Below are 23,960 nucleotides of genomic sequence, written 5' to 3'. Positions count from 1 at the left end.
AATACTTATAAGGTCGAGGTTTTTATGTTGGATAAATCACGTTTACGGATAGCAATGCAGAAGTCAGGTCGCCTGAGCGACGATTCACGCGAACTGCTGGCACGCTGTGGGATCAAAATTAACCTGCAAGAGCAACGCCTGATCGCTTTCGCAGAGAATATGCCGATCGATATCCTGCGCGTGCGCGATGACGATATCCCAGGGCTGGTGATGGACGGCGTGGTGGACTTAGGCATTATCGGCGAAAACGTGCTGGAAGAAGAGCTGCTGAACCGCCGCGCACAGGGCGAAGACCCGCGTTACTTCACCCTACGTCGTCTGGACTTCGGCGGCTGCCGCCTCTCATTGGCCACCCCACTGGACTGCGACTACACCGGCCCGCAAAGCCTGCAAAATGCCCGTATCGCCACCTCTTACCCACACATCCTTAAACAGTACCTCGACAAGCAAGGCGTAGAGTTCAAATCCTGCCTGCTGAACGGCTCTGTCGAAGTGGCACCGCGCGCCGGTCTGGCCGACGCCATTTGTGACTTGGTCTCTACCGGCGCAACCTTAGAAGCCAACGGCCTGCGCGAAGTGGAAGTCATTTACCGTTCGAAAGCCTGTCTGATTCAGCGCGACGGCGAAATGCCGCAAGAGAAACAGCTGCTGATCGACCGCCTGATGACCCGTATTCAGGGCGTGATTCAGGCTCGCGAATCCAAATACATTATGTTGCACGCGCCAAGCGAGCGTCTGGACGAAATCATCAGCCTGCTGCCAGGTGCCGAGCGCCCTACTATTCTGCCTCTGGCGGGCGACCAGCAGCGCGTGGCGATGCACATGGTCAGCAGTGAAACCCTGTTCTGGGAAACCATGGAAAAGCTGAAAGCCCTCGGCGCCAGCTCCATTCTGGTCTTACCAATCGAAAAAATGATGGAGTAAGACCATGCAGCCAACCGCGTTCAGTACCCCTATTGACTGGCAGCAATGTAGCGAAGAGCAGCGTCGCGATTTGCTGACTCGTCCGGCAATCTCCGCCTCTGACCGAATCACCGAGTCAGTCAGCGAGATCCTTAGCCGCGTTCGCAACGAAGGCGACAGCGCCTTACGCGAGTATTGCGCCAAATTCGATAAAACCGATGTCGCCGACATTCGCGTCACCGCCCGGCAAATCGAAGACGCCTCGGCTCGCCTTGGCGACGACGTGAAACAGGCGATGGCGCACGCGGTACGCAATATCACCACCTTCCATGAAGCGCAAAAGCTGGCGGTGGTCGATATTGAAACCCAGCCCGGGGTGCGCTGCCAGCAGCTGACCCGCCCGATTCAGTCGGTGGGTCTGTATATTCCTGGCGGCTCTGCGCCGTTGGTATCGACGGTATTAATGTTAGCGACGCCTGCCGCGATTGCGGGCTGTCAGCGTGTGACGCTGTGCTCACCGCCACCGATTGCCGATGAAATCTTATATGCCGCCAAGCTGTGTGGCGTCAGTGAGGTTTACCAACTCGGCGGCGCGCAGGCCATCGCCGCTCTGGCCTTCGGGACAGAAAGCGTGCCGAAAGTGGCTAAAATCTTCGGGCCGGGCAATGCCTACGTCACCGAAGCCAAGCGTCAGGTTAGCCAAAGCCTCAATGGCGCGGCGATTGATATGCCAGCCGGACCGTCCGAAGTGCTGGTGATTGCCGACAGTGGCGCAACGCCTGACTTCGTGGCTTCTGACCTGTTGTCGCAAGCAGAACACGGCCCGGATTCACAGGTGGTGCTGCTGACGCCTAGTCTGGAGATGGCAAAAGCCGTGGCCGAAGCCGTAGAGCGTCAGCTTGCCCTGCTTTCGCGCAAAGAAATTGCCCGCCAGGCGCTGGAAAGCAGCCGCCTAATCGTGGCGAAAGACTTAGCACAGTGTATTGAAATCAGTAACGCCTACGGCCCGGAGCATCTGATTTTACAAACCCGTGAGCCGGAAGCCTTGGTAGACAGCATCACCAGCGCGGGCTCGGTGTTTCTCGGTGACTGGTCACCGGAATCTGCCGGAGACTACGCCTCGGGCACCAACCACGTGCTGCCGACCTATGGGTATACCGCCACTTACTCAAGCCTCGGGCTGGCGGATTTCCAGAAACGCATGACGGTACAACAGCTTACGCCGCAGGGCTTGCTGGGTCTGGCGACCACCATCGAGACGCTGGCGCAGGCTGAACAACTGACTGCTCACAAAAATGCCGTAACTCTGCGCGTCAATGCGCTGAAGGAGCAAGGACAATGAGTGATAAAAGCAATCTCAGCGTTCAGGCGCTGGCCCGTAAAAACGTTCGCGAGCTGACGCCTTATCAGTCAGCTCGTCGTCTGGGTGGCAATGGCGATGTCTGGTTAAATGCCAATGAATACCCGCTTGCTCCGCAGTTCGAACTCACCGCGCAGACTTTCAACCGCTACCCAGAATGCCAGCCGAAGCTGGTGGTTGAGCGCTACGCGGCCTACGCCGGTCTGGATGCCAGTCAGGTAATCGTCAGCCGTGGCGCCGACGAAGGCATTGAGTTGCTGATCCGCGCGTTCTGCGAGCCGGGCAAAGACGCCATCCTTTATTGCCCGCCTACTTACGGCATGTACAGCGTCAGCGCCGAGACTATCGGCGTGGAAGGTCGCACGGTTGACGCCAATGAAGACTGGTCGCTGAACCTGCCTGTCATAGAGGCGGCGCTCGACGGCGTAAAGCTGGTCTATATCTGTAGCCCAAACAACCCGACCGGCAACCTGATCAATCCCTATGATTTGCGAGCCGTGCTGGAATTCACGCGCGGCAAGGCGATTGTTGCTATAGATGAAGCGTATATTGAGTTCTGCCCGCAGGCCTCGGTCGCCGGCTGGCTGCAAGAGTATCCGCACCTCGCCGTGCTGCGCACCCTCTCCAAAGCCTTTGCTCTGGCCGGACTGCGCTGTGGCTTCACCTTAGCCAGCAGTGAACTGATTGCTCTATTAATGAAAGTGATCGCCCCTTATCCACTGGCAACGCCGGTTGCCGACATTGCCGCGCAGGCGCTGAGTGATGAAGGCTTGGCGGTTATGCGTGCGCGGGTATCAGAGATCAGTAAAACCCGTGGCTGGCTGATCGACCAATTAAATCAGTGCGACTGCGTAGAACAGGTATTTACCAGCGAAACCAACTACGTGTTGGCTCGCTTCACTGCTTCCAGCCAGGTCTTTAAAACACTGTGGGATCAGGGCATTATCTTACGTGATCAGAATAAACAACCGGGTCTTTCCGGCTGCTTACGCATTACCGTAGGCACCCGTGCCGAGTGCCAGCGAGTCATCGACGCACTGCGCTCACTGCCCGGTGCAGGCCAGACGGCAGTAACCACTAATAATAAATTTGCCCCAAGCAAGGAGCCTATGTGAGCCAGAGCCCGTTAGTACAAAAGATCTTATTCATTGACCGCGATGGTACGCTGATTTCCGAGCCGCCTGAAGATTTTCAGGTAGACCGTCTGGATAAGTTGGCGCTGGAACCGGGAGTGATCCCCGCTCTGCTGGCCCTGCAAGGCGCAGGCTTCAAACTGGTGATGATCACCAATCAGGATGGTTTAGGTACGGCGAGCTTCCCACAAGAAACCTTCGACCCGCCTCACAACCTGATGATGCAGATCCTCACTTCACAAGGCATTGTGTTTGACGAAGTGCTGATTTGCCCGCACTTGCCTGCTGACCACTGCGCGTGCCGTAAGCCGAAAACCGAGTTGGTGAAGGGTTATCTGGACAGCGGCGTGATGGACGTCGTTAACAGCTATGTGATTGGCGACCGTGATACGGACCTGCAGCTGGCGGCCAATATGGGCATTGCTGGCTTACGTTACCAGCGCGATACGCTCAACTGGCCAGCGATTGCTGAACAGCTGACCAAGCGCGACCGCCACGCACAGGTTAACCGCGTGACGCGCGAAACCGCCATTGACGTAGATGTCTGGCTGGATCGCGAAGGCGACAGCAAAATTCGCACCGGCGTCGGCTTCTTCGATCACATGTTGGACCAAATTGCCACCCACGGCGGCTTCCGCATGAATATTGAAGTGAAAGGTGATTTGTACATAGACGACCACCACACGGTTGAAGATACAGCGCTGGCGCTAGGCGAAGCCTTGAACAAGGCACTGGGCGATAAACGCGGCATTGGCCGTTTCGGCTTCGTGTTGCCGATGGACGAGTGTTTGGCTCGCTGCGCGCTGGACATCTCTGGCCGCCCGCACCTCGAATACAAAGCGGAGTTCAACTATCAGCGCGTAGGCGATCTTAGTACCGAGATGGTGGAGCACTTCTTCCGCTCACTTTCTTACGCCATGGCCTGTACCCTGCACCTGCGCACTAAGGGCAAAAACGATCACCACCGCGTGGAAAGCCTGTTCAAAGCCTTTGGCCGCACACTGCGCCAGGCGATCCGCGTTGACGGCAACACCCTGCCGAGCTCGAAAGGAGTGCTTTGATGAATGTCGTTATCCTTGATACCGGCTGTGCCAACCTCTCTTCAGTGAAATATGCGGTCCAGCGTCTGGGTTATGAGCCGCAGGTCAGCCGCGATCCGGAAATTGTTCTACATGCCGATAAGCTTTTTTTACCCGGCGTCGGCACGGTTCAGGCTGCCATGGATCAGCTTGAGCAGCGCGAGTTAATCGACTTAATCAAGGCTTGTACTCAGCCCGTGCTGGGCATTTGCCTAGGTATGCAGCTGCTTGGTTCGGGCAGTGATGAGAGCGGCGGCGTGGCAACTCTGGGGATTATCGATACGCCGGTGCAACGCATGCAGGACTTAGGCTTGCCTTTGCCGCACATGGGCTGGAACCAGGTGATTGCTAACGCTGACAGCCACTTGTTCCGCGGGATCGACGAGAACGCGTACTTCTATTTCGTCCACGGCTATGCGATGCCAATCTGCGAAAACACCATCGCGCAGACGCTTTACGGCGAAGCCTTCACCGCTGCCGTGCAAAAAGATAATTTCTTCGGCGTGCAGTTCCACCCCGAGCGTTCCGGTGCAGCAGGCGCACAGCTGTTGAAAAATTTTCTGGAGATGTAAGCACCATGATTATTCCCGCTTTAGATTTAATTGACGGCAGCGTGGTGCGTTTGCATCAGGGCGATTATGGTCAGCAACGTGATTACGGCAGCGACCCGCTGCCACGACTGCATGATTATCAGCAACAGGGTGCCGAAGTGCTGCACTTAGTGGATTTGACCGGCGCGAAAGACCCGGCGGCCCGCCAAATCCCGCTGCTAAAAAAACTGCTGGCTGGCGTTAGCGTGCCCGTGCAAGTCGGCGGCGGCATTCGCACCGAGCAGGATGTCGAAGCGCTGTTATCTGCGGGCGCAACCCGCGTGGTTGTCGGCTCAACGGCGGTAAAAGACCCTGAGACAGTTCAAGGCTGGTTTAGCCGTTTTGGCGCTGACGCGCTGGTTTTGGCGCTGGACGTGCGTATTGATGAGCACGGCACGAAAAGCGTGGCCATTAGCGGCTGGCAGGAGAACTCGAACGCCACCTTAGAACAAGTGATCGAGCAGTATCTACCTTTCGGCCTCAAGCACGTGCTGTGCACGGATATCTCCCGCGACGGCACCCTCGCCGGCTCAAACGTAGAGCTGTATCGCGAAGTCACGGCGCGTTATCCGCAAGTGGCATTTCAGGCATCAGGCGGCATTGGTAATTTGGATGATATCGCCGAACTGCGCGATAGTGGCGTAACAGGCGTGATTGTCGGGCGCGCACTTCTCGAAGGCAAATTTAGCGTGACGGAGGCAATTTCATGCTGGCAAAACGGATAATCTCCTGCCTGGATGTTAAAAACGGTCAGGTAGTCAAAGGCGTGCAGTTCCGCAATCACGAAATCATCGGCGACATCGTGCCGCTGGCAAAACGCTATGCGGAAGAAGGTGCCGACGAATTAGTGTTTTATGATATTACCGCCTCTTCCGACGGGCGCGTGGTGGATAAAAGCTGGGTATCTCGCGTGGCGGAAGTGATCGACATTCCTTTCTGCGTGGCGGGCGGGATTAAAAGTGCGGAAGACGCGGCGCAGATTTTACAGTTTGGCGCGGATAAGATTTCCATCAACTCCCCTGCACTGGCCGACCCGACGCTGATCACCCGACTGGCGGATCGCTTTGGCGTGCAGTGCATCGTAGTTGGCATCGACACTTGGCATGACGCTGAAACCGGCAGCTATCAGGTTCACCAGTTTACCGGCGACGAGGCGCGCACCAAAGTCACCACCTGGCAGACCCAAGATTGGGTGAAAGAAGTTCAGCAACGCGGCGCGGGCGAAATTGTGCTGAATATGATGAATCAGGATGGCGTACGCAATGGCTATGATTTGCAGCAGTTGCAGTTGATTCGCGACGTTTGCCGCGTTCCTCTGATCGCGTCAGGCGGCGCGGGCACGCCGAAGCACTTCCTCGATGCATTTTTACAAGCCAACGTTGATGGCTCACTGGCGGCATCCGTGTTCCACAAACAAATAATTAATATCGGCGAGCTGAAGAGCTATCTGGCCGAAAATGGCGTGGAGATCCGCTTGTGAGTAATGAAAATTTGAATAATGCGCGTTTAAGTGAAGAGCAGATTGCCCAGCTAGACTGGGAAAAAGTCGATAATCTGATGCCTGTTGTTGTCCAACACGCGGTATCCGGTGAAGTATTGATGATGGGATATATGAACCAGGAAGCCCTGACCGAAACTCAGGCTTCTGGCAAAGTCACTTTCTATTCTCGAACCAAACAGCGTTTGTGGACCAAAGGCGAAAGTTCGGGCAACTTCCTCAATCTGGTCAGCATCTATCCCGACTGTGACAACGACACCCTACTGGCGCTGGTCAACCCTATCGGCCCGACTTGTCACAAAGGTTACAATAGCTGCTTCCATCCTGCCGCAACCGACTGGGGATTCCTCTTCCAACTGGAAGAACTATTGGCTTCGCGCAAAAACGCCGACCCAGAGAGTTCGTATACCGCCAAACTCTACGCCAGCGGCACTAAGCGCATCGCGCAAAAAGTCGGTGAAGAAGGCGTCGAAACCGCCCTCGCCGCCACGGTCAATGACCGTTTCGAACTCACTAACGAAGCGTCTGATTTGGTGTACCACTTGTTAGTGCTATTACAGGATCAAGATTTGAACCTGAGCACGGTGATTGAGAATTTGCGTCAAAGGCATAAGAAGTAATTAAGTGATTTTTAAATAAAAAAAAGGCCGGTTTATTAAATAAACCGGCCTTTTTATTTTATTAAAAACTTCAAGTTGGACGAGATAAGTTATTAATAGTATTGCGCAAGAGCACAATTACAGAGCCCAAGATAAGCCCCATTAATACACCAAGCACAATAACCAATACCTTCTTAGGACTGTCGCGATAATAAGGCAAATCAGGTTTCATGATGTATCGAATTGAATAAGTTACGCTTGACTTTGATTTCAACTCAGTTAACGCCAAAAGTGATTGACGTGTAGCAAAGTATGAGCCATCAAGAGGTAGAGGGCGAGTTGACTCATTTTTAATTGTTGCTGACAACGCATTACTACCTAATACGAATAGCGTGTCTTCAGATAAACTTTCAGCCTGTTGAACGACAGGAGTTTTAATATTTGACTGTTCAGCAATAATTAATGCCTGATTAAGCACATCAAGACGTTTATCTTTTTTCTCTTGTGCAACCTTTTCCTGCGCTGCTAAGTCTTCATGCAAACCATCTATTTTCGAATCAATACTTGTCTGCAAGTCATCGTTAAGTTCATTAACCACACGCTTATTAATTTGTTGAATATAAGTTGTAAGCGTCTTTTGAGCTTCTCCGGCAGTACTCGCCGTATAACTTATTTTAATCGGTACAGGTTGATCTTTAGATGCAGGTGCTATGTCCAATTTTTCAGGAGATGCCTGATTATTCAACTGTTCAGATAAAGCAGCTGTAGCAGAATTAAAACGGCCAAAGAAACGCTGTTGTACTTCAGCAACCGAAGGGGCATTACCAGGGTTCTGACTATATAACAAACCCATCGCGTTGGTATAACTTGCAATCTGCCCTGAGTCAGGATATGTCACAATTGCATTAGAAGTCCATTTTTCTTTAGCTGTAAACAAATAAATGGCAGCTAATAAAGTAGTCGCAATAACAAAGGCAATGATAACCCATTTACCACGTTTTAGTTGTCTAACAATCTCAATTAAATCGATCGATTCATGTGGAACGCTAATGTGACTATGAGTTACATTATTTTTATCTTGATTCATGGGCATCCTAGATAAATATATATATTGTGAAAAATTTAATTGGGGATTTTAATTGCATAGCAAAAGCAAGTCCGTACCCAATATTGATTCACATATGCGATTGAAAAAAAATTGAAAAACCAGAGAATGTCCATATTTCAAGCATAATTAAAATTTATTTTTAACTATGTGGTCCTATATGTAATAAAAGACGACACCTTAGGTGTCGTCTTATTTTTTAGCATTTAAATTGAAAGAGATTAATCCAACCACTCGGTGTGGAACACGCCGTCTTTATCAGTGCGTTTATAAGTATGTGCACCGAAGTAGTCACGCTGTGCCTGGATCAGGTTAGCTGGCAGAACCGCAGAACGGTAGCTGTCATAGTAGTTGATCGCAGCAGAGAATGTCGGAGTCGGGATGCCGTTCTGAACAGCATATGAGACTACGTCACGCAGCGCTTGCTGGTATTCGTCAGCAATGTTTTTGAAGTACGGAGCCAACAGCAAGTTAGCAATTGACGCGTTTTCTGCGTAAGCATCAGTGATTTTCTGCAAGAACTGAGCGCGGATGATACAACCAGCGCGGAAGATCTTAGCGATTTCGCCGTAGTTCAGATCCCAGTTATTTTCGTCAGAAGCCGCTTTCAGCTGTGAGAAGCCTTGAGCGTAAGAGACGATTTTACCCAGGTACAGAGCACGACGGATTTTCTCGATAAACTCTGCTTTCTCGCCAGCGAAAGGTTTAACGGTTGGGCCAGTCAGTACTTTGGATGCCGCAACGCGCTGATCTTTCAGGGAAGACAAATAACGAGCGAATACAGATTCAGTGATAAGAGTCAGTGGTTCACCCAGATCCAGAGAGCTCTGGCTGGTCCACTTACCGGTACCTTTGTTAGCGGCTTCGTCCAGAATCACATCCACCAGATATTTACCTTCTTCGTCTTTCTTGGTGAAGATGTCTTTGGTGATATCGATCAGGTAGCTGCTGAGCTCGCCTTTGTTCCACTCAACGAAGGTGCTAGCCAGCTCTTCGTTAGTTAGGCCTAGTGACTGTTTCAACAGAGAATAAGCTTCAGCGATCAGCTGCATGTCGCCATATTCGATGCCATTGTGAACCATCTTCACATAGTGACCCGCACCATCAGCACCGATGTAAGCAACACAAGCGTCGCCATCTTCAGCACGAGCAGCGATTTGCTCGAGGATTGGGGCAACAAGCGCGTAAGCTTCTTTTTGACCACCAGGCATGATGGAAGGACCTTTCAATGCGCCCTCTTCACCGCCGGAAACGCCGGTACCGATGAAGTTGAAACCTTGCTCAGACAGTTCACGGTTACGGCGAATCGTGTCTTTGTAATAGGTGTTGCCGCCATCGATCAGGATGTCGCCCTTATCAAGGTGCGGAGTCAATGAAGCAATGGTTTTGTCTGTTGCTTCGCCCGCTTTCACCATCAGCAGGATACGACGCGGTTTTTCCAACGAGTCAACAAACTCTTCGACGCTGTAATGCGGAACTAAATTTTTACCCGGGTTTTCAGCGATCACTTCATCAGTTTTGTCGCCTGAACGGTTAAAAATTGAAACGGAATAACCACGGCTTTCAATGTTAAGCGCGAGGTTACGGCCCATTACCGCCATACCGACAACGCCGATCTGTTGTTTGGACATTAGCAACTCCTGTCTGAAATAGTTGATTGCTCAGTTTGTGGTCTAAACCCATGTAATTAGTGAGTTTATACAAGCTGGGCTATACAAATGAACACCAGCATTGTACATGAGTTTTCGAGAGGGGAAACCTATTGCAGCCATAACAATCTTGTTCCAAGTTGTTAATAGCTCGAAAAATGCTAACTCCCTCTATTTCAAGAGAAAAGACTAATCATATAAAAGATTGAGGCCTAAGATTTATTGATAATATTCAATGAGTCGATTGTTTATTAGCTAATAACTTCTTAACCCAGCCCTCAACGCTGTACTGATGTAAGACGTCAGGATTGATCGCTTGGTATGGAGCCATAAGAAATTCTTCAGTTAACACTGGTCGTTGTCTGTCAATAACCATAATATTTTCAGGTAAAAAGAAATCATAACGCTGTATCTCAGGGTTAGTGGTAATGATTTTCCGCTGAAGTGGCAATATTTCGATAGTCCGCATAGTCAAGCCATGTTGTTTAGGATGCTGTATATCCAAGATGGCCGTAGAATTGAGAAAAAATTCAGCAATCTCTTTTTTTTCTTTAGATCTTAGGGAAAACCCAAACACCCTATACGTAATAATCTCCCAAAAATTATCTTTAATAAATTTAAATAATAAAAGTCTAGATGGAAAGTATAAAAAAAATTCAAAATCGAAAGCATGCTTATAGTTTTTGTAAATTTCACCTAACAATTTATAACGATCGCTGTGGACTGTTCCAGCAAAAACCACTTTTGGTTTATCCGTCAACGCTGTTATAGCAGTCTTATTCTCAAAATCCTTAGAATAAAAAAGAGGAAGATGTGTAAAGAAAGGGTATTCAATAATGTCTCTATCATCGAATGTGAAGCAGTTATCAAACAACGGCAAGTAATCAATAACATGTGGATAGTTATTAATAGAATCCCATGCGTAAAAGATTAATCTTGCTCTAGGGAAGACAGTTTTTAAAAATTTAACATTTTCAAGTGAGAGCGACTCGCCCTTAACAACAATAATACAATCAATTTCCTTAGGCATTTTTTTTAAGGAGGTAGCTATGTGTCTTTTTATTAACCACTTTACAAATGTACTTTTTCCAAATAAGCGAACCAATACTTTAAAAAAGTTGTTATTATAAGGTTTTTCATCGATGTATGTAACATTATGGTTTTGAGAAACCAAAGCCCCGTAGATATCTTTTTCATAGCCAAAAAATTTCGGGCAAATTAATAAGGTGTTCATATTAGTTGTTCTCTTTTAAAACCTTAGCTGGTGCGCCAGCAACAACAACTCTATCAGGAACAGAATGAAGCACAACAGAGTTAGCGGCAACAATGACCTTGTTACCAACAAATATTCTCCCTAGTACAACACTACCTGTTGCGATAGTAACGTCATTTCCGATAACTGGACGGTTTTCCTTATGAAAAGGAACATCAATATTTTTTGCACCCAGAGTAACGTTCTGATAAATAGTAGCATTATCCCCAATCTCATCAGCACCAATAACGATTCCAAAAGAATGAGGGATAAATAATCCTCCTCCAATTTTCGTATTCATAGAAAATTCTATTCCATATAAGAATTGATTTAGAAGCAGAATAATCTTAGGAATAATTGGAATTTTCTTCCTTTTAAGGAAGATAGCCAACCTATAATTAAAAACGCAATTAAAGCGAGGGTGGACACTATATTTGATTAATTGAAAAAAACTAGGATTTTTATTTACTCCGTATATTTTAAAAAACCTTTTTAAATCCAACCTTATCTTCTGCATATTCTATTCCCTCTAGCCAAAAAGCTTAAAAGCAATGGCACAACAATTGAAAAATCAAAAAAAATTATATCTAAATAAACAACCCATGGGTCACGATAGGAACTAAAAGCCAATCATCCGCATATTAAAGAAAAAATAACACTTGAGGTAATACTTCCATAACTTTTATTTTGCATCCATGCCATATAAATCCCAAGAAAGTTTGAAGCAGCGATCATTAGAAACATACCTAATTTCAATACAGCAGAAACATATAAATGCAATCCACTAAGAGGCATACTGTACTGATATCCATAATCGCGCGGATCTGCAAGCAACGCCAGTTTGTCCGGCAGTAATGAAGATGGAATTAAATTCAAAAAAACTATGAAAAAACAGATTAAACTGACCTATCATTATACTGCTGTCATATGATAGGAAAGATAATAATAAAGATGTCAACCATGGCTCTTGCAATAAATTCGTTATAGCCGCATTAGTAGCAAAAGATCCTCCAGCTCGTATGACCCCATAAGATGTAAAAGAAGCAATAGCAACAACGCCCAAAAGTATTGCCTGCTTAAAAGTAACATTCGCGTTACGGAATAGCGAAAGGTAAACCATTACAGAAAAAAACTGAAATGAAATACAAACGGCCTCCAAGGCTTAGTGCGAAAGTTGCAGAAATTAAATACACTAAAAATATTGGATGCAAAATAAATGCCTTGAGAGTATTTGTATAACGCGCGAGATAGCAGAATGTTGTCACCAACAGCATTACTGTCGCTGCTGTAAAACGTCCACGGGGTATTGCGCTTAACATCACCCCATCATTATATCCCTCAAATAGATCAGCGGAATATACTTTAAAGAACTGTTCTCTTATAGGTATCGCGCTAACAATAACCAGCGTTAAACTTAGTGAAATAAAAAAAATTACGCAACTTTATACTATATTCACTCTGAGAAAATGACGAATAACGAATAACGAAAATCAAGATTAATCCCATCGTTTTTTATCGTTAAAATTCCGAAAAAAAAATAGTATAATAAGACATACTAATGAAGCAATAATAAAACATCCTTGTCAAATCGACGTCAGAAATATATTCATTAACAACATTGAGTGCTGGATCGCTCAAGTCTAAAACACCTAGCACAGCTAGTGCAGGCACGATCCAATAATATATAAAAACAATAGAGAGACATAAAAATGCATCAATTTGGAAAGATTTATAATGTCGGATATTCACCAAGTTGAACAAAATAACCAGTAGGGACATCAAAAAAGTAATACACGATAACTAAATCATTTACTTAAGCTCATTATTTTAGAATATGCTATATCCACACTCAATTCATACATACATATTGGCTTATCATAAATACAAGCACTACATCGATCGATGATATGCCCCTGACGGCATGGCCCGCATTCTTTTTCGACAGCAACAAATTCGGACAAAATTCCCCAAGGCGAAAAACGATGCGCGCAACTAGAACCGTATAACCCAATAGTCGGAATATTCGCAGCTGCAGCAAGATGCAAATTACCAGAATCATTCCCAACATATAACTTGCAAGAATTAAGTACTGCTCCAGTTTCACGTAATGTTGTTTGAGATATCAAATTTAGGATAGGCACTTTGTAATTACAAAGCTCAACAAATTCTCGCCCTTGAACAATATCGCCCTTAGCTCCTAAAAGAACAAATACCGAATTATTATCATCAGCATAGAGTCTTACTGCCAAATCTTTGAAATACTCAAGAGGCCATTGTTTGAGTATTGAATGACCTGATGAAATTCCCAAGCATATGTATTTTTTATTTAATTCGTTCAAATTAAATTTCTTTCTTGCATCTTCTATTTCATGTGTAGAAAGCCAAATATCTAACTCAGGAACTGGTGTTATAGTATCTCCATGAATAGCATTCAGTACTTCGATTCCACGCATTACTTCATGTTCAACTTTATCACTGTAGATGATTTTGGTCGACAATTTATCAAAACTGTAATTCAGAACTGATTTACGAAGTGTTACTTTTTCAGACCAAGTAACACGAACTGGTGCAAGGGAGAATAAAGATATAAAAGCTGCATTATGATCTTCATCAAAACGCGGGACTATTGATATATCAGGAATACAATCAAACTCTCGCCAAACAAATAGACATGTTTTATAAAGACGATTAAGCAAACTATATTTTAAAGAATTACCAGGATTATAAGTTTTTATTTCATCCACAACACATGAAGACTGAACTAATGCCAAACTATTTTTATGGACAATAAGAATAATTCTTGCTTCAGGATTTAGGTCTCTTAGTGCTTTTAGAAAAGAACTGTTCATTACTGTGTCACCGACCGTTTTATCGAGACGTATGACACAAATTGTTTTTTTTTCGGAAAGTTTACGTTTACTGAAAAATTTATAAGTTGCTTTCAAGAACAATGCAAGGGTTGTTGAAGCTATCATAAAGCTTTTGATAGCTAAAGTTTTAATGAACATTCTTTTTATACCTTAAACGCATGTAGACATATACACCTTGGATCATGCTGTTAATAGACTCAACAACAATAACACCTAACGCTGCGCCATAAAGACCAAAGTAATATAAAAAAGAGTATATGAAAATCACAGACAATAGTAAGTTAATAAAACTGACGTAGGTCATGATTTTAAAGTCTCCCATCGCCAGAATAGTTGAGGTCAATGACAAGTTTATTGATTTAAATATAATAGCGGCACATAGCATATATATAACAGGGAGTATCGCTATATAATTAAGGTAATAATTAGACACAATATACCAGGCAGTTATAGCAGTGCAAATAACAATGAATGCACCGATACAAAAGAACATCACTACTACTTTTTTTATTCTCGAAGAAAATAAAGCCATCCCGTCTAAATAATATCGCGATAACAAACTATAAGAATTTGCTGAGAATGCACCAACAATAAAAAGAGCTGGCTCTGTTATACGTTGTGCAAACCCATACATTGCCATATTTAAATTTGCAAAGAAGTATTTAATGAAAATTATATCTAGACGTGAATATAAAATGGCAACCAACATAGCTATGCCAATGGCATAATGGGATTTTAAATTTTTAAAAATCTTCTTAAATGAAACCCAAAAAATCTCGTGTCTCCTGACTATTTTCCAGGAGAGGATAGAAGCCGTGGTGAATTCTCCGACTACAACACTTGTTAAAGCCAGTAAGACTTCTTTTTGAAACCAGAAAAACATAAATACAGTTATAATTATAAGAGTCATTATAATAATAGTCGGTAGAATTTTTTCTAGTTTCTGTGTTGCTAAATAATAATTCACCGAAAAATTAAGAAACATTGGACTAACAGCCATCAATCCAAATAACGATATATATAAAGATGACCATTCGGGATTACTAAACTTAAAAATAGAAAAATAGAGTATAAAGATAAGTAATGCTGATACCATTTTTTGTATGGCTGCTGTAGAAAGAATTCTATCAATATCTCTATCGTTTTTAGACTGACTAATATTTTTAATTGTGTAATTATCCAGCCCCATATCGGCAATAATACGAAATATTTCAGTGCAAGCCATTAGAAATGCAAGCATACCAAATATATTTTGATCTGCTATTTTAGCTAGGAGGATAAATGCTAAAACACGAATTCCTAATGTTGTACCACGCACAATCAGAGTTGAAAATGAGTTAATAATTATGCTAAATTTGGACATGATATATTTCAACAATTTTTTAGTGACATAATCATTGAGTAAATATCATCAGATAAATTTCTCGGTTCAAATCCAAACTCATCCTTTATCGAAGAGATATCTGTAATTGGGAAGTGATCGTCCATACAACCAGGGTGCCAGACAACATTACAATGTGAATATAATTGCAAAAGGTCTGCAATTTCCTGAGCCGTAGTGTTAATTCCTGATGCTATATTATATATTTTCTGTCGGCAACCGAAGCTGATTTTGTATATTACCTCAGCAACATCTTTAACTGAAACGTAATCTTTGGAATACGACGGCGTAACATACATATTCACTGTTTTTTTATTTACTGCATCACGTGTTATTGAAGGCAGAAACAACTTGCTGTTTATTGCTGTGCCATAGACATTACTAGGTCTTACAATTACTGTATTTTTTTCACTGCGAAGACAAAGCTCTTCAGAAACAAGCTTGGTGAGATTGAAAAGTCGTCTTTTATCATTATTACAAATAGTAACATTTGAATTTTCGCTAGAAGACTCTTGCGCCATATAAACACGTGTTGAAGAAATATAAACTAACTGCGTAAATTCAGCCCTCTCTAATATATCCGCTAGAATTCGAGTGTTTGAATTAAAAACATCAAATGGTCGCTGAACGCAGTCACCATTCCCCGCAGCAAAAATAACAATGCCCAAATCACTATTAAAAATTTTTTCGCAATCACGAACTGGGACATTAACATTTTCACCGTTTTCTTTAAGCAAATTAACAATCTCGCCACCGATGAATCCATTACCCCCGATTACTGTATATTTAGCGCTCATTTCATATCCCGGTATTGTTTTAGCGTCATCTGTTTTTGATCTTTGTCAGACAAGAGAGGATACTCTACAGGCCAATCAATACTCAGTTCGGTATCGTTCCACATAATTCCGCCCTCATCAGATGGGTCATAGAAATCAGTGCATTTATAGTGAAAATCTGCATATTCACTTAAAACACAAAAACCATGAGCAAAACCAGGAGGAACATATAATTGGTTATTCTTTTCTCCGGTTAATACAACTCCAACGTATTGACCGAAAGTCGCCGAGTCGAAACGCAAATCAACAGCAACATCATATACCGCACCGCTAATGACGCTTACTAGTTTTCCTTGTGGTTTTGTTTTCTGAAAATGCAAACCACGGAGAACACTCTTAGCTGATCGAGACCGATTATCCTGAACAAAATCTTCCTTAATTCCAGCTTCTTTATATTTTTTTTCGTGCCAGGCCTCGAGGAAGAAACCTCGAGAATCACCAAAAACTTTTGGCTCAAGGATTAAGCAATCAGATAATGGTGTCTCGATAATATTCATAATATTTCCTGAATTTTTAATAAGATAAGTTGCAACTTGTATCTACAAACCACTGCCATAAAATATGTCAATGGCTAAATATAAATATTTTTAGTGAATTAACTTTAGAAGATATTGCCCATAACTATTTTTTTTGAACATTTCCCCGTGGGCTATCAATTCTTCATCACTTAGCCAACCATTGCGCCAAGCTATTTCTTCCGGGCAAGCTACCATCATGCCCTGACGTTTTTGCACGGTTTCAACGAAACTTCCAGCCTCAATCAGACTATCGTGAGTGCCAGTATCTAGCCAAGCAAATCCACGGCCAAGTAATTCAACTTGAAGCTTTGACCTTTTAAGATATTCTTCATTCACTGCTGTTATCTCAAGTTCGCCTCGTTCAGAAGGTTTAATATTTTTAGCTATTTCTATTACATTATTATCGTAGAAATAAAGTCCTGTAACTGCCCAATTCGATTTTGGACATTTCGGTTTTTCCTCAATAGATAGCGCGTTAAAATCTGAATCAAAATCAACAACGCCAAAACGTTCAGGATCAACTACATGGTAGCCGAAAATGGTAGCACCATCAGTCCTTTCTGCAACAGAGCGCAGTTTTCCGCTGAATCCTTGACCAAAAAAGATATTATCCCCTAAAACCAAACAAACCGAATCAGAGCCGATAAATTTCTCACCAATAATGAACGCTTGTGCTAAACCATCTGGAGTAGGCTGGACTGCATACTCTAAGTTAATACCAAAACGTTCCCCACCACCTAACAAACGTTGAAATGATGCTTGGTCTTCAGGAGTCGTTATAATGAGAATTTCTCTTATCCCCGCCAACATTAATACTGATAGAGGATAATAGATCATAGGTTTATCGTAGATAGGAAGTAACTGTTTCGATACCCCCATAGTAACTGGATATAAGCGGGTTCCAGACCCACCAGCAAGAATGATACCTTTCATATTTTTATTCCAGTCCTAAACGTTCACGTTGATAACTGCCATCCTGCACTCTTTTGCACCATCGTTGATTTGTGAGATACCAGAGGATGGTTTTTCTTATACCGGATTCAAATGTTTCTACCGGTTTCCAATTTAATTCTCTATTAATCTTACTCGAATCAATAGCATAACGCCGGTCATGACCCGGGCGGTCGGCAACAAAAGTAATTTGTTCTCGGTAGGATTCCGTTTTGGGAATAATCTCATCAAGTAAGGCACATATTGTTAGTACAACATCAAGGTTCTTCTTCTCATTATGGCCACCAATATTATAAGTCTCTCCAATTTTTCCCTGCGTTACGACGGTATAGAGTGCTCGAGCGTGATCTTCAACATAGAGCCAATCCCTAATTTGATCCCCCTTTCCGTAGATTGGCAGTTGTTTTCCTTCAAGCGCATTCAGAATTACCAAAGGAATCAACTTTTCTGGGAAATGATAGGGTCCATAGTTATTGGAACAGTTCGTCACTATGCACGGGAGTCCATAGGTACGTTGCCACGCCCGAACAAGATGATCACTTGATGCTTTGGACGCAGAATACGGGCTACTAGGTGCATACGCTGTACTTTCCGTAAAGAGTGGCAACTCACCCTGCTCTTTCCATTCATCCGGATGTGGCAAATCACCATAGACTTCATCCGTAGAAATATGGTGGAAACGGAATAGTTTTTTACGTGACTCATCAAGCTTGGACCAATATGCTCGAGCAGATTCCAATAAAGTATAAGTACCAAAAATATTAGTACCTATGAATTCTGCGGGGCCTGTAATTGAACGGTCGACATGACTTTCTGCAGCCAAGTGCATTACAGCATCTGGTCGATGCTGATTGAAGATATTATCAATAGCTTCTTTATCACAAATATCTGCCTGGAGGAACGAGTAACGTTCATTCAATGATACTTCAGCCAGGGATTCAAGATTACCAGCATAGGTCAGCTTATCTACATTAACAACGCTGTCATTCGTATTTTCGATAATGTGGCGGATAACTGCAGAGCCAATAAACCCCGCACCACCAGTAACGAGAATTTTCACATTAATAATCTCTCTTAAATATAGTTATCATTTACTATTAAGTGAACTCACTAAATAATATCAATGCCAGATGGTTTGGTAAGTAATAGTGTAAACTGTTAATTCAATGCGAATATTAGTTTCATAAAATTACCTTCAAACGATCATCTCTTAATTTTAATTAATAATCAAGAATTTGAATTAATCCACATGACATCACAAATTTCATCGGTGGGTGTAAACCCTGTTGGAGCCGCAAGTAATAGCTCGCGAATGCGTTGCTGATCAAAACGGCTACATGCATCATTTAATTGCTGTAGGAAATCAGTCAATTCAGCCCAAGGCATCATCACTTCGTTCGCAGTCAAGATGCGCGGGTGGAGGGTATTCATTACATTTTCCCCAATGAGCAACTCTTCAAAAAGCTTCTCACCAGGTCGTAAACCCGTCGTCTTAATTTCAATGTCGCCTGTAGGGTGTTCAGCATCACGGAGTTTGAGGCCGCTCAGCGTAACCATTCTATGTGCGAGATCGATAATTTTTACCGGTTCCCCCATATCTAGAACAAAAACGTCGCCGCCATTACCCATAGCCCCAGCCTGAATAACTAACTGTGCTGCCTCAGGAATAGTCATGAAATAACGAATTATATCTGGATGAGTTAGAGTGATAGGACCGCCAGCACTTATTTGCTTTTCAAAAAGCGGCACTACTGAACCAGATGATCCTAGAACATTGCCAAAACGTACCATGCTAAAGCAGGTCGTGTTCTGCGATGAGGATAAGCCTTGAAGAACCAATTCAGCTAAGCGTTTTGTTGCCCCCATTGTATTCGTTGGTCGTACGGCTTTGTCCGTTGATATCAGCACGAATTTTGGGACGTTACAGGCTATAGCAGCCTGAGCACAAGCGAGCGTACCAAATACGTTATTGCGCACACCATCAGTAACGTTATATTCCACCAATGGCACGTGCTTATATGCTGCAGCATGGTAAATAGTTTCAGTTTTGAAGCTACGCAATACTCGTTCTAAATGCTCTTGGTCTTGAACATTACCAAGGATAGGATAGAGCGTAGTTCTTAGATTCTGAGATTTAATAATCTCAGCAAGCTCGCGTTCAATTGCATAAAGAGAATATTCAGATACTTCATAAAGCACTAAAGCTTGAGGTGAATTGCGTAGAATCTGACGACACAACTCGGAGCCAATCGAACCACCAGCACCGGTTACCATTACCGATTTATCAAGGATATTACGCGCAATAAGTTCTGGAACTGGGTCAACAGGATCACGCCCAAGTAAGTCGGTAATGGATACTTTACGTAGAGTATCGATACTTGCTTTACCTTCAACCAGATCAACCATCCCAGGGATGGACAATACCTCACAAGGTAGACCTTCTAATTGCTTGATAACTTCATTTTTACGCGCCCGGCTTGCACTCGGCATAGCGAGAAGGATTTTTTTGACTTCATATTTCTCGACTAACCATGCCATTTTCTTAGGTGAGTAAACCGTTACGCCATGCATTACGGTCCCCTGAAGGCGCGGATTATCATCGACAAAGGCAACGGGGTAATATTCGGATGCCTGACTCAAAGCTGGTAACAGCTGTCTTCCTGAAGCACCCGCACCATAGATGATGATTTTTGTGCCCAATGTCAGTCCACGGTTAATTAACATCCTTAGAGTCAGACGGGAACCGGTGATCATCAATAGCCCAAAGGCAAAATAAATGATTGGAACAGTACGCGGTAAGAATAAATTGGTGTAGAACGCAGATATAATTAGCAGCATAGATGAGGCTATCATGCCAATCGCTACGGCAACCAATATCTTAGCTGTAATATATCGAATGACCGCACGATATAGCCCAAGTTTGATAAAGAATATTAGCGTAACAAAAACAATAGAAAGGATTAAAATCCAATGCGGCAAACTTGATACTGGCGTCATTGAATCAATACGCACCCAAAATGCAAACCAGAAGGCGCACAACAACAGCACTACATCAATAGCCAGTGTAATAATCCTTTTCACCGGCCTTGGTAACGAAAGTAAGAACGTAAGCATAGTTTTAAACCGAGTAGATTATCAGAGCATCAAGCTCTAGTTTCTAAAACTGTTCCAGGAGCACATTTGGCATAGGGTTCAATATGGCAATTATATCCACCACTTGAACCAGCCTGTACAAAAGCACTTCTACCAATAAGACTATTTCCTGCCAAACTGACCCCCACGCCTAGATGGGAAAAATCTTCGAGTACGCCATCGTGATCAACAACTGTCTGACAATTAACAATGACGCCCTTTCCGATTTTTACATTCGCTCCAATAATAGCGCCGGCCAGAATAACTGTACCCATTTCTATTTGCGCTGACGGGCTCACCATAGCTCTGGGGTGTATAAGGGTTGAAATAATCAATCCAGCATCCATTGCCTTACTTTGCAATGTTTCACGAACACTATTGTTGCCGATCCCCACGACAGCATGAGTATACTTCGGCGCAAATTCACAAAGTTTATCTATTCGGCCAATAATATGTTTTTCTAGCGCTTGCTCCGCAGAATGAGCGCCATCATCTAGAAAAGCCACATGAGTAAACAAATCTAAAGAAATAGCCATTTCATAAATTGAACGACCGTGCCCACCAGCACCAAGGATAAGGAGTGAATTAACTATCATCACGCATTTACCCGGTCCTTAACTCCTGCCCCACATAAGTATGCAACAACTACCAACGGCAACCATGCGATCAAAATGCCAATCACACCAGTCATTGAGCCAGTGGCAATAAACATTGCAATAGGTGCGAGCCATAGGAGGTTGATAATCAATGCAGCTAAAGTAACTGTTTTATGGCTTCCATATTTTCTGGCTAGAATTTGGTAAGTATGACTAGCATGGGCTTCATAAACTTTTTTCCCAGCGAATAAACGGCGTAAAAGAGTCACAGTAGCATCAACAATAAATATTCCTAATAATGTAATCTCTGCTAGAAACAAATTACTGTTTAACGTGGCAACATGGAGAACAATGAGACCGATAGTTATTCCCAAAAAGCCACTACCTGCATCCCCCATAAAAATTTTTGCTTTAGGGAAGTTCCAGAAAATGAACCCTAATGCTGCAAAGCCTAACAGCAATAGCATGGTAAATTGGCTTGTTTTTAATGCTTCAGGCACAGCTAAAATAAGCAGAGCACATGATGATAAGGAAAATGTTATCGCCTCCATGCTTGCTAATCCATTAATGCCATCCATGAAATTATAGAGGTTTAGCATCCAAGCCAGATAGACTAATCCAAAGACCATTCCAGCCCAACCAGCATTAAGCGTATAACCAAACAGATCGATAGAGGGGAATTGTCCCAGGAAAAACAGCCCAAACGCACCTGCAAGGAAATGCATTAACAAACGCCAGCGGGCAGCTATATGACCATGGTCGTCGAGAAAACCGACGATCGCAATAATCAGCCCAGCGATGAAAAGTGATGCTAGCTGAGTTAAGGAAATAGCATCAATAACTTTTAATACTAATAAACCTATAAGGAAACTAATAACAATTGCTACACCACCACCGCGTGGTGTTGGAGTGGAATGCGAACTGCGCTGATTAGGAACATCAATCACGTTATTCTTTAATGCATAAACTCGCAATCCCCAAGTAAGTGCAAACGACAAAATAAAGGTCGCAATGGCAATGATTATTTCAAACATTATTTGTTTCCCTTGCTATAATATTTAGCTGTTCTTTCCATTGTTTCAAAAATCGTTACTGGAGCTTGCCAATTTAGTAAACGAGTGCTTTTACTGGCATCAATTTCAAGAGAACCATAAAGTTGTTCATAAAGACTTTTCTTGCCAACTAAGGCGAGTAATACACCTAATATACTTGAAGGAAACCAGATAACACGAGAAGGCTTATTCATACCTAGAGAAAAGCTTTTAACTATTTCCTCAGTACTTGGGGCATCTTTATCAGCAAGAACAAAGAGTTCATTCTTAGCTAATTCATTTTCAATACAAGCGATAATAAAGCTAACCACGTTGTCCAGTGATACCATGCCGCGCTTATTTTTAAGCCCTTTGAAAGGTAGAGGTAAGCCGCTTTCAACAATTTTTAGAAGTCGACGGATATTTCCGGGAGCATTTTCGCCACAAATTAATGCTGGTCGAATGATCGTAATAGACATTGTACTATTAGCAAACTGTGACTGAAGAGCCTGCTCTGCTTCTAATTTTGAGATAGCATAGTCTGAAGTCGGCTGAGGTGTTGATAGTTCATTAAAGGGTTTACCTTCAGTTTTATTGCCATTTACACCAATCGAACTAATAAAGATGAAATGTTTAACCCCGGCTTTCTGTGCATCATGCGCAAGCTTCAAGGTTGCAGCACAGTTTACTCTACGGAATTCAGCGAGCTTATCTTCGGCACGATCATCAAGAATATGTGCACGTCCGGCGGTATGAACAACCGTATCACAACCTTGTAGTACTGCAGACCAATCCGTTTTTTCCGAAATCTCACCAACATTGATCAGGTTTGAAGATTCACCCTCCGGCCCCCAGCGGGTAGTACCGACAACATGATGGTTTCTGGCTTCTAAAGTTTTGAAAAGATTGCTTCCGACGAATCCTGTCGCGCCTGTTATAAGAATTTTCACCCTGAGCCCTTTTGAATGCTATTAGTGCAAGTTCAGTATTGATGCACAATATTGTGTAGTGAAAATAGAGCAGCGGTGCTGTCTCACTTTTATTAAATACTCAATTTTTTCTATCAGAATAAAATTTAATAAATAGGCCATCTAGACATCGCTAATATGATCGTTGACGACCAAAACGTGGCCTATTTATTGAATCATTCTTACTCATGGGTAGGTTCTAGAAACTTTGAGGAATTTTCAGACAGTTTGATTGCTAGTTAAGGAATGTAAAGTCTTAGGCACGCTACCGCCCTTGGCTCTTAAGCTACCAATGCACTTATTGTTGTTAATAAAATCCTGAACTTTCACGTGCTGCTGGGTAAGTAAATCGTTGAGAATTTTACCCTTAACATCACTTATAGCAAGTCGCAATTATCCTAAATATCACACAATTAGGCTATGAGTAGACGTATCTTTTAGTGAAAATAATCATAGATACTGAATGAAAAAGCACCATGTATATGGTGCTTTGAATATTATGTGAGACC

Annotated in this window: 22 protein-coding genes; 8 read left to right on the top strand and 14 right to left on the bottom strand. The window is 43.6% G+C overall.

The genetic code is table 11. The annotated features are described in order from the left end of the window. The first annotated feature begins 24 nt into the window (after positions 1-24). From hisG to hisIE, 8 genes are read left to right on the top strand one after another with little or no spacing between them, the layout of a single operon-like run. A complete protein-coding gene (gene hisG / locus ACT3RR_RS04200) occupies positions 25-924 on the top strand; it encodes an ATP phosphoribosyltransferase (protein ID WP_353501837.1) in 900 nt (299 codons plus the stop codon). A gap of 4 nt (positions 925-928) precedes the next feature. Beyond that, complete coding sequence (gene hisD / locus ACT3RR_RS04195) at positions 929-2,245, top strand: histidinol dehydrogenase (RefSeq protein ID WP_396132473.1); 1,317 nt, start codon at positions 929-931, stop codon at positions 2,243-2,245. Next, positions 2,242-3,378 (top strand): histidinol-phosphate transaminase, encoded by a 1,137-nt coding sequence (gene hisC / locus ACT3RR_RS04190; RefSeq protein WP_496199805.1) that lies wholly within the window; start codon positions 2,242-2,244, stop codon positions 3,376-3,378. The genes hisD and hisC overlap by 4 nt, the downstream gene beginning before the upstream one ends. Continuing rightward, a complete protein-coding gene (hisB, locus tag ACT3RR_RS04185; protein WP_353501834.1) occupies positions 3,375-4,457 on the top strand; it encodes a bifunctional histidinol-phosphatase/imidazoleglycerol-phosphate dehydratase HisB in 1,083 nt (360 codons plus the stop codon). The genes hisC and hisB overlap by 4 nt, the downstream gene beginning before the upstream one ends. Then, complete coding sequence (gene hisH, locus ACT3RR_RS04180; RefSeq protein WP_353501833.1) at positions 4,457-5,047, top strand: imidazole glycerol phosphate synthase subunit HisH; 591 nt, start codon at positions 4,457-4,459, stop codon at positions 5,045-5,047. Before hisB ends, hisH begins: the two co-directional genes overlap by 1 nt. A 5-nt stretch (positions 5,048-5,052) precedes the next feature. Further along, positions 5,053-5,790 carry a 1-(5-phosphoribosyl)-5-[(5-phosphoribosylamino)methylideneamino]imidazole-4-carboxamide isomerase gene (gene hisA / locus ACT3RR_RS04175; protein ID WP_496199804.1) on the top strand — a complete coding sequence of 246 codons (738 nt, stop codon included), beginning with the start codon at positions 5,053-5,055 and terminating at the stop codon, positions 5,788-5,790. Then, positions 5,772-6,545: an imidazole glycerol phosphate synthase subunit HisF gene (gene hisF / locus ACT3RR_RS04170; protein WP_496199803.1), complete on the top strand. Its 774-nt coding sequence runs from the start codon at positions 5,772-5,774 to the stop codon at positions 6,543-6,545. Before hisA ends, hisF begins: the two co-directional genes overlap by 19 nt. Positions 6,546-6,556: 11 nt before the next feature. After that, positions 6,557-7,183: a bifunctional phosphoribosyl-AMP cyclohydrolase/phosphoribosyl-ATP diphosphatase HisIE gene (gene hisIE / locus ACT3RR_RS04165; RefSeq protein WP_437342027.1), complete on the top strand. Its 627-nt coding sequence runs from the start codon at positions 6,557-6,559 to the stop codon at positions 7,181-7,183. Between the two features lie 70 nt (positions 7,184-7,253). On the opposite strand, the gene wzzB is transcribed toward hisIE, so the two are convergent. The 14 genes from wzzB to ACT3RR_RS04095 all read right to left on the bottom strand — a co-directional run bounded on the left by wzzB (position 7,254) and on the right by ACT3RR_RS04095 (position 23,433). Then, positions 7,254-8,249, bottom strand: a complete 996-nt coding sequence (wzzB, locus tag ACT3RR_RS04160) for an LPS O-antigen chain length determinant protein WzzB (protein WP_496199802.1) — start codon at positions 8,247-8,249, stop codon at positions 7,254-7,256. Between the two features lie 239 nt (positions 8,250-8,488). Next, positions 8,489-9,898 carry an NADP-dependent phosphogluconate dehydrogenase gene (gene gndA / locus ACT3RR_RS04155; RefSeq protein ID WP_100938292.1) on the bottom strand — a complete coding sequence of 470 codons (1,410 nt, stop codon included), beginning with the start codon at positions 9,896-9,898 and terminating at the stop codon, positions 8,489-8,491. A gap of 250 nt (positions 9,899-10,148) precedes the next feature. Further along, positions 10,149-11,150, bottom strand: coding sequence for a hypothetical protein (locus ACT3RR_RS04150; RefSeq protein ID WP_496199801.1), 1,002 nt, complete (start codon positions 11,148-11,150; stop codon positions 10,149-10,151). A gap of 1 nt (position 11,151) precedes the next feature. Then, the gene (locus ACT3RR_RS04145) at positions 11,152-11,685 is read right to left on the bottom strand and encodes a serine O-acetyltransferase (RefSeq protein ID WP_496199800.1); all 534 of its coding nucleotides are present in this window, start codon (positions 11,683-11,685) and stop codon (positions 11,152-11,154) included. A gap of 1,288 nt (positions 11,686-12,973) precedes the next feature. Further along, entirely contained in the window at positions 12,974-14,176 is a 1,203-nt protein-coding gene (locus ACT3RR_RS04140) for a glycosyltransferase family 9 protein (protein WP_441830324.1), read from the bottom strand. Further along, the gene (locus tag ACT3RR_RS04135; protein ID WP_441830323.1) at positions 14,166-15,401 is read right to left on the bottom strand and encodes an oligosaccharide flippase family protein; all 1,236 of its coding nucleotides are present in this window, start codon (positions 15,399-15,401) and stop codon (positions 14,166-14,168) included. Before ACT3RR_RS04135 ends, ACT3RR_RS04140 begins: the two co-directional genes overlap by 11 nt. An 8-nt stretch (positions 15,402-15,409) precedes the next feature. After that, entirely contained in the window at positions 15,410-16,216 is an 807-nt protein-coding gene (locus tag ACT3RR_RS04130) for an NAD-dependent epimerase/dehydratase family protein (RefSeq protein ID WP_441830322.1), read from the bottom strand. Further along, positions 16,213-16,752 carry a dTDP-4-dehydrorhamnose 3,5-epimerase gene (gene rfbC / locus ACT3RR_RS04125; protein WP_441830321.1) on the bottom strand — a complete coding sequence of 180 codons (540 nt, stop codon included), beginning with the start codon at positions 16,750-16,752 and terminating at the stop codon, positions 16,213-16,215. Before rfbC ends, ACT3RR_RS04130 begins: the two co-directional genes overlap by 4 nt. A gap of 90 nt (positions 16,753-16,842) precedes the next feature. Continuing rightward, positions 16,843-17,706, bottom strand: coding sequence for a glucose-1-phosphate thymidylyltransferase RfbA (rfbA, locus tag ACT3RR_RS04120; RefSeq protein WP_441830320.1), 864 nt, complete (start codon positions 17,704-17,706; stop codon positions 16,843-16,845). A 4-nt stretch (positions 17,707-17,710) separates the two neighbouring features. Continuing rightward, the gene (rfbB, locus tag ACT3RR_RS04115) at positions 17,711-18,784 is read right to left on the bottom strand and encodes a dTDP-glucose 4,6-dehydratase (protein WP_441830319.1); all 1,074 of its coding nucleotides are present in this window, start codon (positions 18,782-18,784) and stop codon (positions 17,711-17,713) included. 167 nt (positions 18,785-18,951) lie between these two features. Beyond that, positions 18,952-20,838: a polysaccharide biosynthesis protein gene (locus ACT3RR_RS04110; RefSeq protein WP_441830318.1), complete on the bottom strand. Its 1,887-nt coding sequence runs from the start codon at positions 20,836-20,838 to the stop codon at positions 18,952-18,954. Positions 20,839-20,867: 29 nt separating this feature from the next. Then, on the bottom strand, positions 20,868-21,452 hold the full coding sequence (locus ACT3RR_RS04105) for an acetyltransferase (protein ID WP_441830326.1): 585 nt from the start codon (positions 21,450-21,452) through the stop codon (positions 20,868-20,870). Further along, positions 21,452-22,486, bottom strand: coding sequence for an MraY family glycosyltransferase (locus tag ACT3RR_RS04100; protein ID WP_441830317.1), 1,035 nt, complete (start codon positions 22,484-22,486; stop codon positions 21,452-21,454). Before ACT3RR_RS04100 ends, ACT3RR_RS04105 begins: the two co-directional genes overlap by 1 nt. Next, positions 22,486-23,433 (bottom strand): NAD-dependent epimerase/dehydratase family protein, encoded by a 948-nt coding sequence (locus tag ACT3RR_RS04095; RefSeq protein WP_441830316.1) that lies wholly within the window; start codon positions 23,431-23,433, stop codon positions 22,486-22,488. The genes ACT3RR_RS04100 and ACT3RR_RS04095 overlap by 1 nt, the downstream gene beginning before the upstream one ends. Positions 23,434-23,960 lie beyond the last annotated feature (527 nt).

The sequence above is a fragment of the Ewingella sp. AOP8-B2-18 genome, from assembly GCF_052376015.1.
Lineage (GTDB): Bacteria > Pseudomonadota > Gammaproteobacteria > Enterobacterales > Enterobacteriaceae > Ewingella > Ewingella allii.
This window is presented reverse-complemented; position numbering and strand designations above follow the sequence as displayed.

What these genes read in the sequence shown, in the direction of transcription:
- hisG (WP_353501837.1), top strand. Translation starts at nt 25, where the DNA reads ATGTTGGATAAATCACGTTTACGGATAGCAATGCAGAAGTCAGGTCGC.
- hisD (WP_396132473.1), top strand. Translation starts at nt 929, where the DNA reads ATGCAGCCAACCGCGTTCAGTACCCCTATTGACTGGCAGCAATGTAGC.
- hisC (WP_496199805.1), top strand. Translation starts at nt 2,242, where the DNA reads ATGAGTGATAAAAGCAATCTCAGCGTTCAGGCGCTGGCCCGTAAAAAC.
- hisH (WP_353501833.1), top strand. Translation starts at nt 4,457, where the DNA reads ATGAATGTCGTTATCCTTGATACCGGCTGTGCCAACCTCTCTTCAGTG.
- hisA (WP_496199804.1), top strand. Translation starts at nt 5,053, where the DNA reads ATGATTATTCCCGCTTTAGATTTAATTGACGGCAGCGTGGTGCGTTTG.
- hisF (WP_496199803.1), top strand. Translation starts at nt 5,772, where the DNA reads ATGCTGGCAAAACGGATAATCTCCTGCCTGGATGTTAAAAACGGTCAG.
- wzzB (WP_496199802.1), bottom strand. Translation starts at nt 8,249, where the DNA reads ATGAATCAAGATAAAAATAATGTAACTCATAGTCACATTAGCGTTCCA.
- gndA (WP_100938292.1), bottom strand. Translation starts at nt 9,898, where the DNA reads ATGTCCAAACAACAGATCGGCGTTGTCGGTATGGCGGTAATGGGCCGT.
- ACT3RR_RS04150 (WP_496199801.1), bottom strand. Translation starts at nt 11,150, where the DNA reads ATGAACACCTTATTAATTTGCCCGAAATTTTTTGGCTATGAAAAAGAT.
- ACT3RR_RS04145 (WP_496199800.1), bottom strand. Translation starts at nt 11,685, where the DNA reads ATGCAGAAGATAAGGTTGGATTTAAAAAGGTTTTTTAAAATATACGGA.
- ACT3RR_RS04140 (WP_441830324.1), bottom strand. Translation starts at nt 14,176, where the DNA reads ATGTTCATTAAAACTTTAGCTATCAAAAGCTTTATGATAGCTTCAACA.
- ACT3RR_RS04135 (WP_441830323.1), bottom strand. Translation starts at nt 15,401, where the DNA reads ATGTCCAAATTTAGCATAATTATTAACTCATTTTCAACTCTGATTGTG.
- ACT3RR_RS04130 (WP_441830322.1), bottom strand. Translation starts at nt 16,216, where the DNA reads ATGAGCGCTAAATATACAGTAATCGGGGGTAATGGATTCATCGGTGGC.
- rfbC (WP_441830321.1), bottom strand. Translation starts at nt 16,752, where the DNA reads ATGAATATTATCGAGACACCATTATCTGATTGCTTAATCCTTGAGCCA.
- rfbA (WP_441830320.1), bottom strand. Translation starts at nt 17,706, where the DNA reads ATGAAAGGTATCATTCTTGCTGGTGGGTCTGGAACCCGCTTATATCCA.
- ACT3RR_RS04110 (WP_441830318.1), bottom strand. Translation starts at nt 20,838, where the DNA reads ATGCTTACGTTCTTACTTTCGTTACCAAGGCCGGTGAAAAGGATTATT.
- ACT3RR_RS04105 (WP_441830326.1), bottom strand. Translation starts at nt 21,452, where the DNA reads ATGATAGTTAATTCACTCCTTATCCTTGGTGCTGGTGGGCACGGTCGT.
- ACT3RR_RS04100 (WP_441830317.1), bottom strand. Translation starts at nt 22,486, where the DNA reads ATGTTTGAAATAATCATTGCCATTGCGACCTTTATTTTGTCGTTTGCA.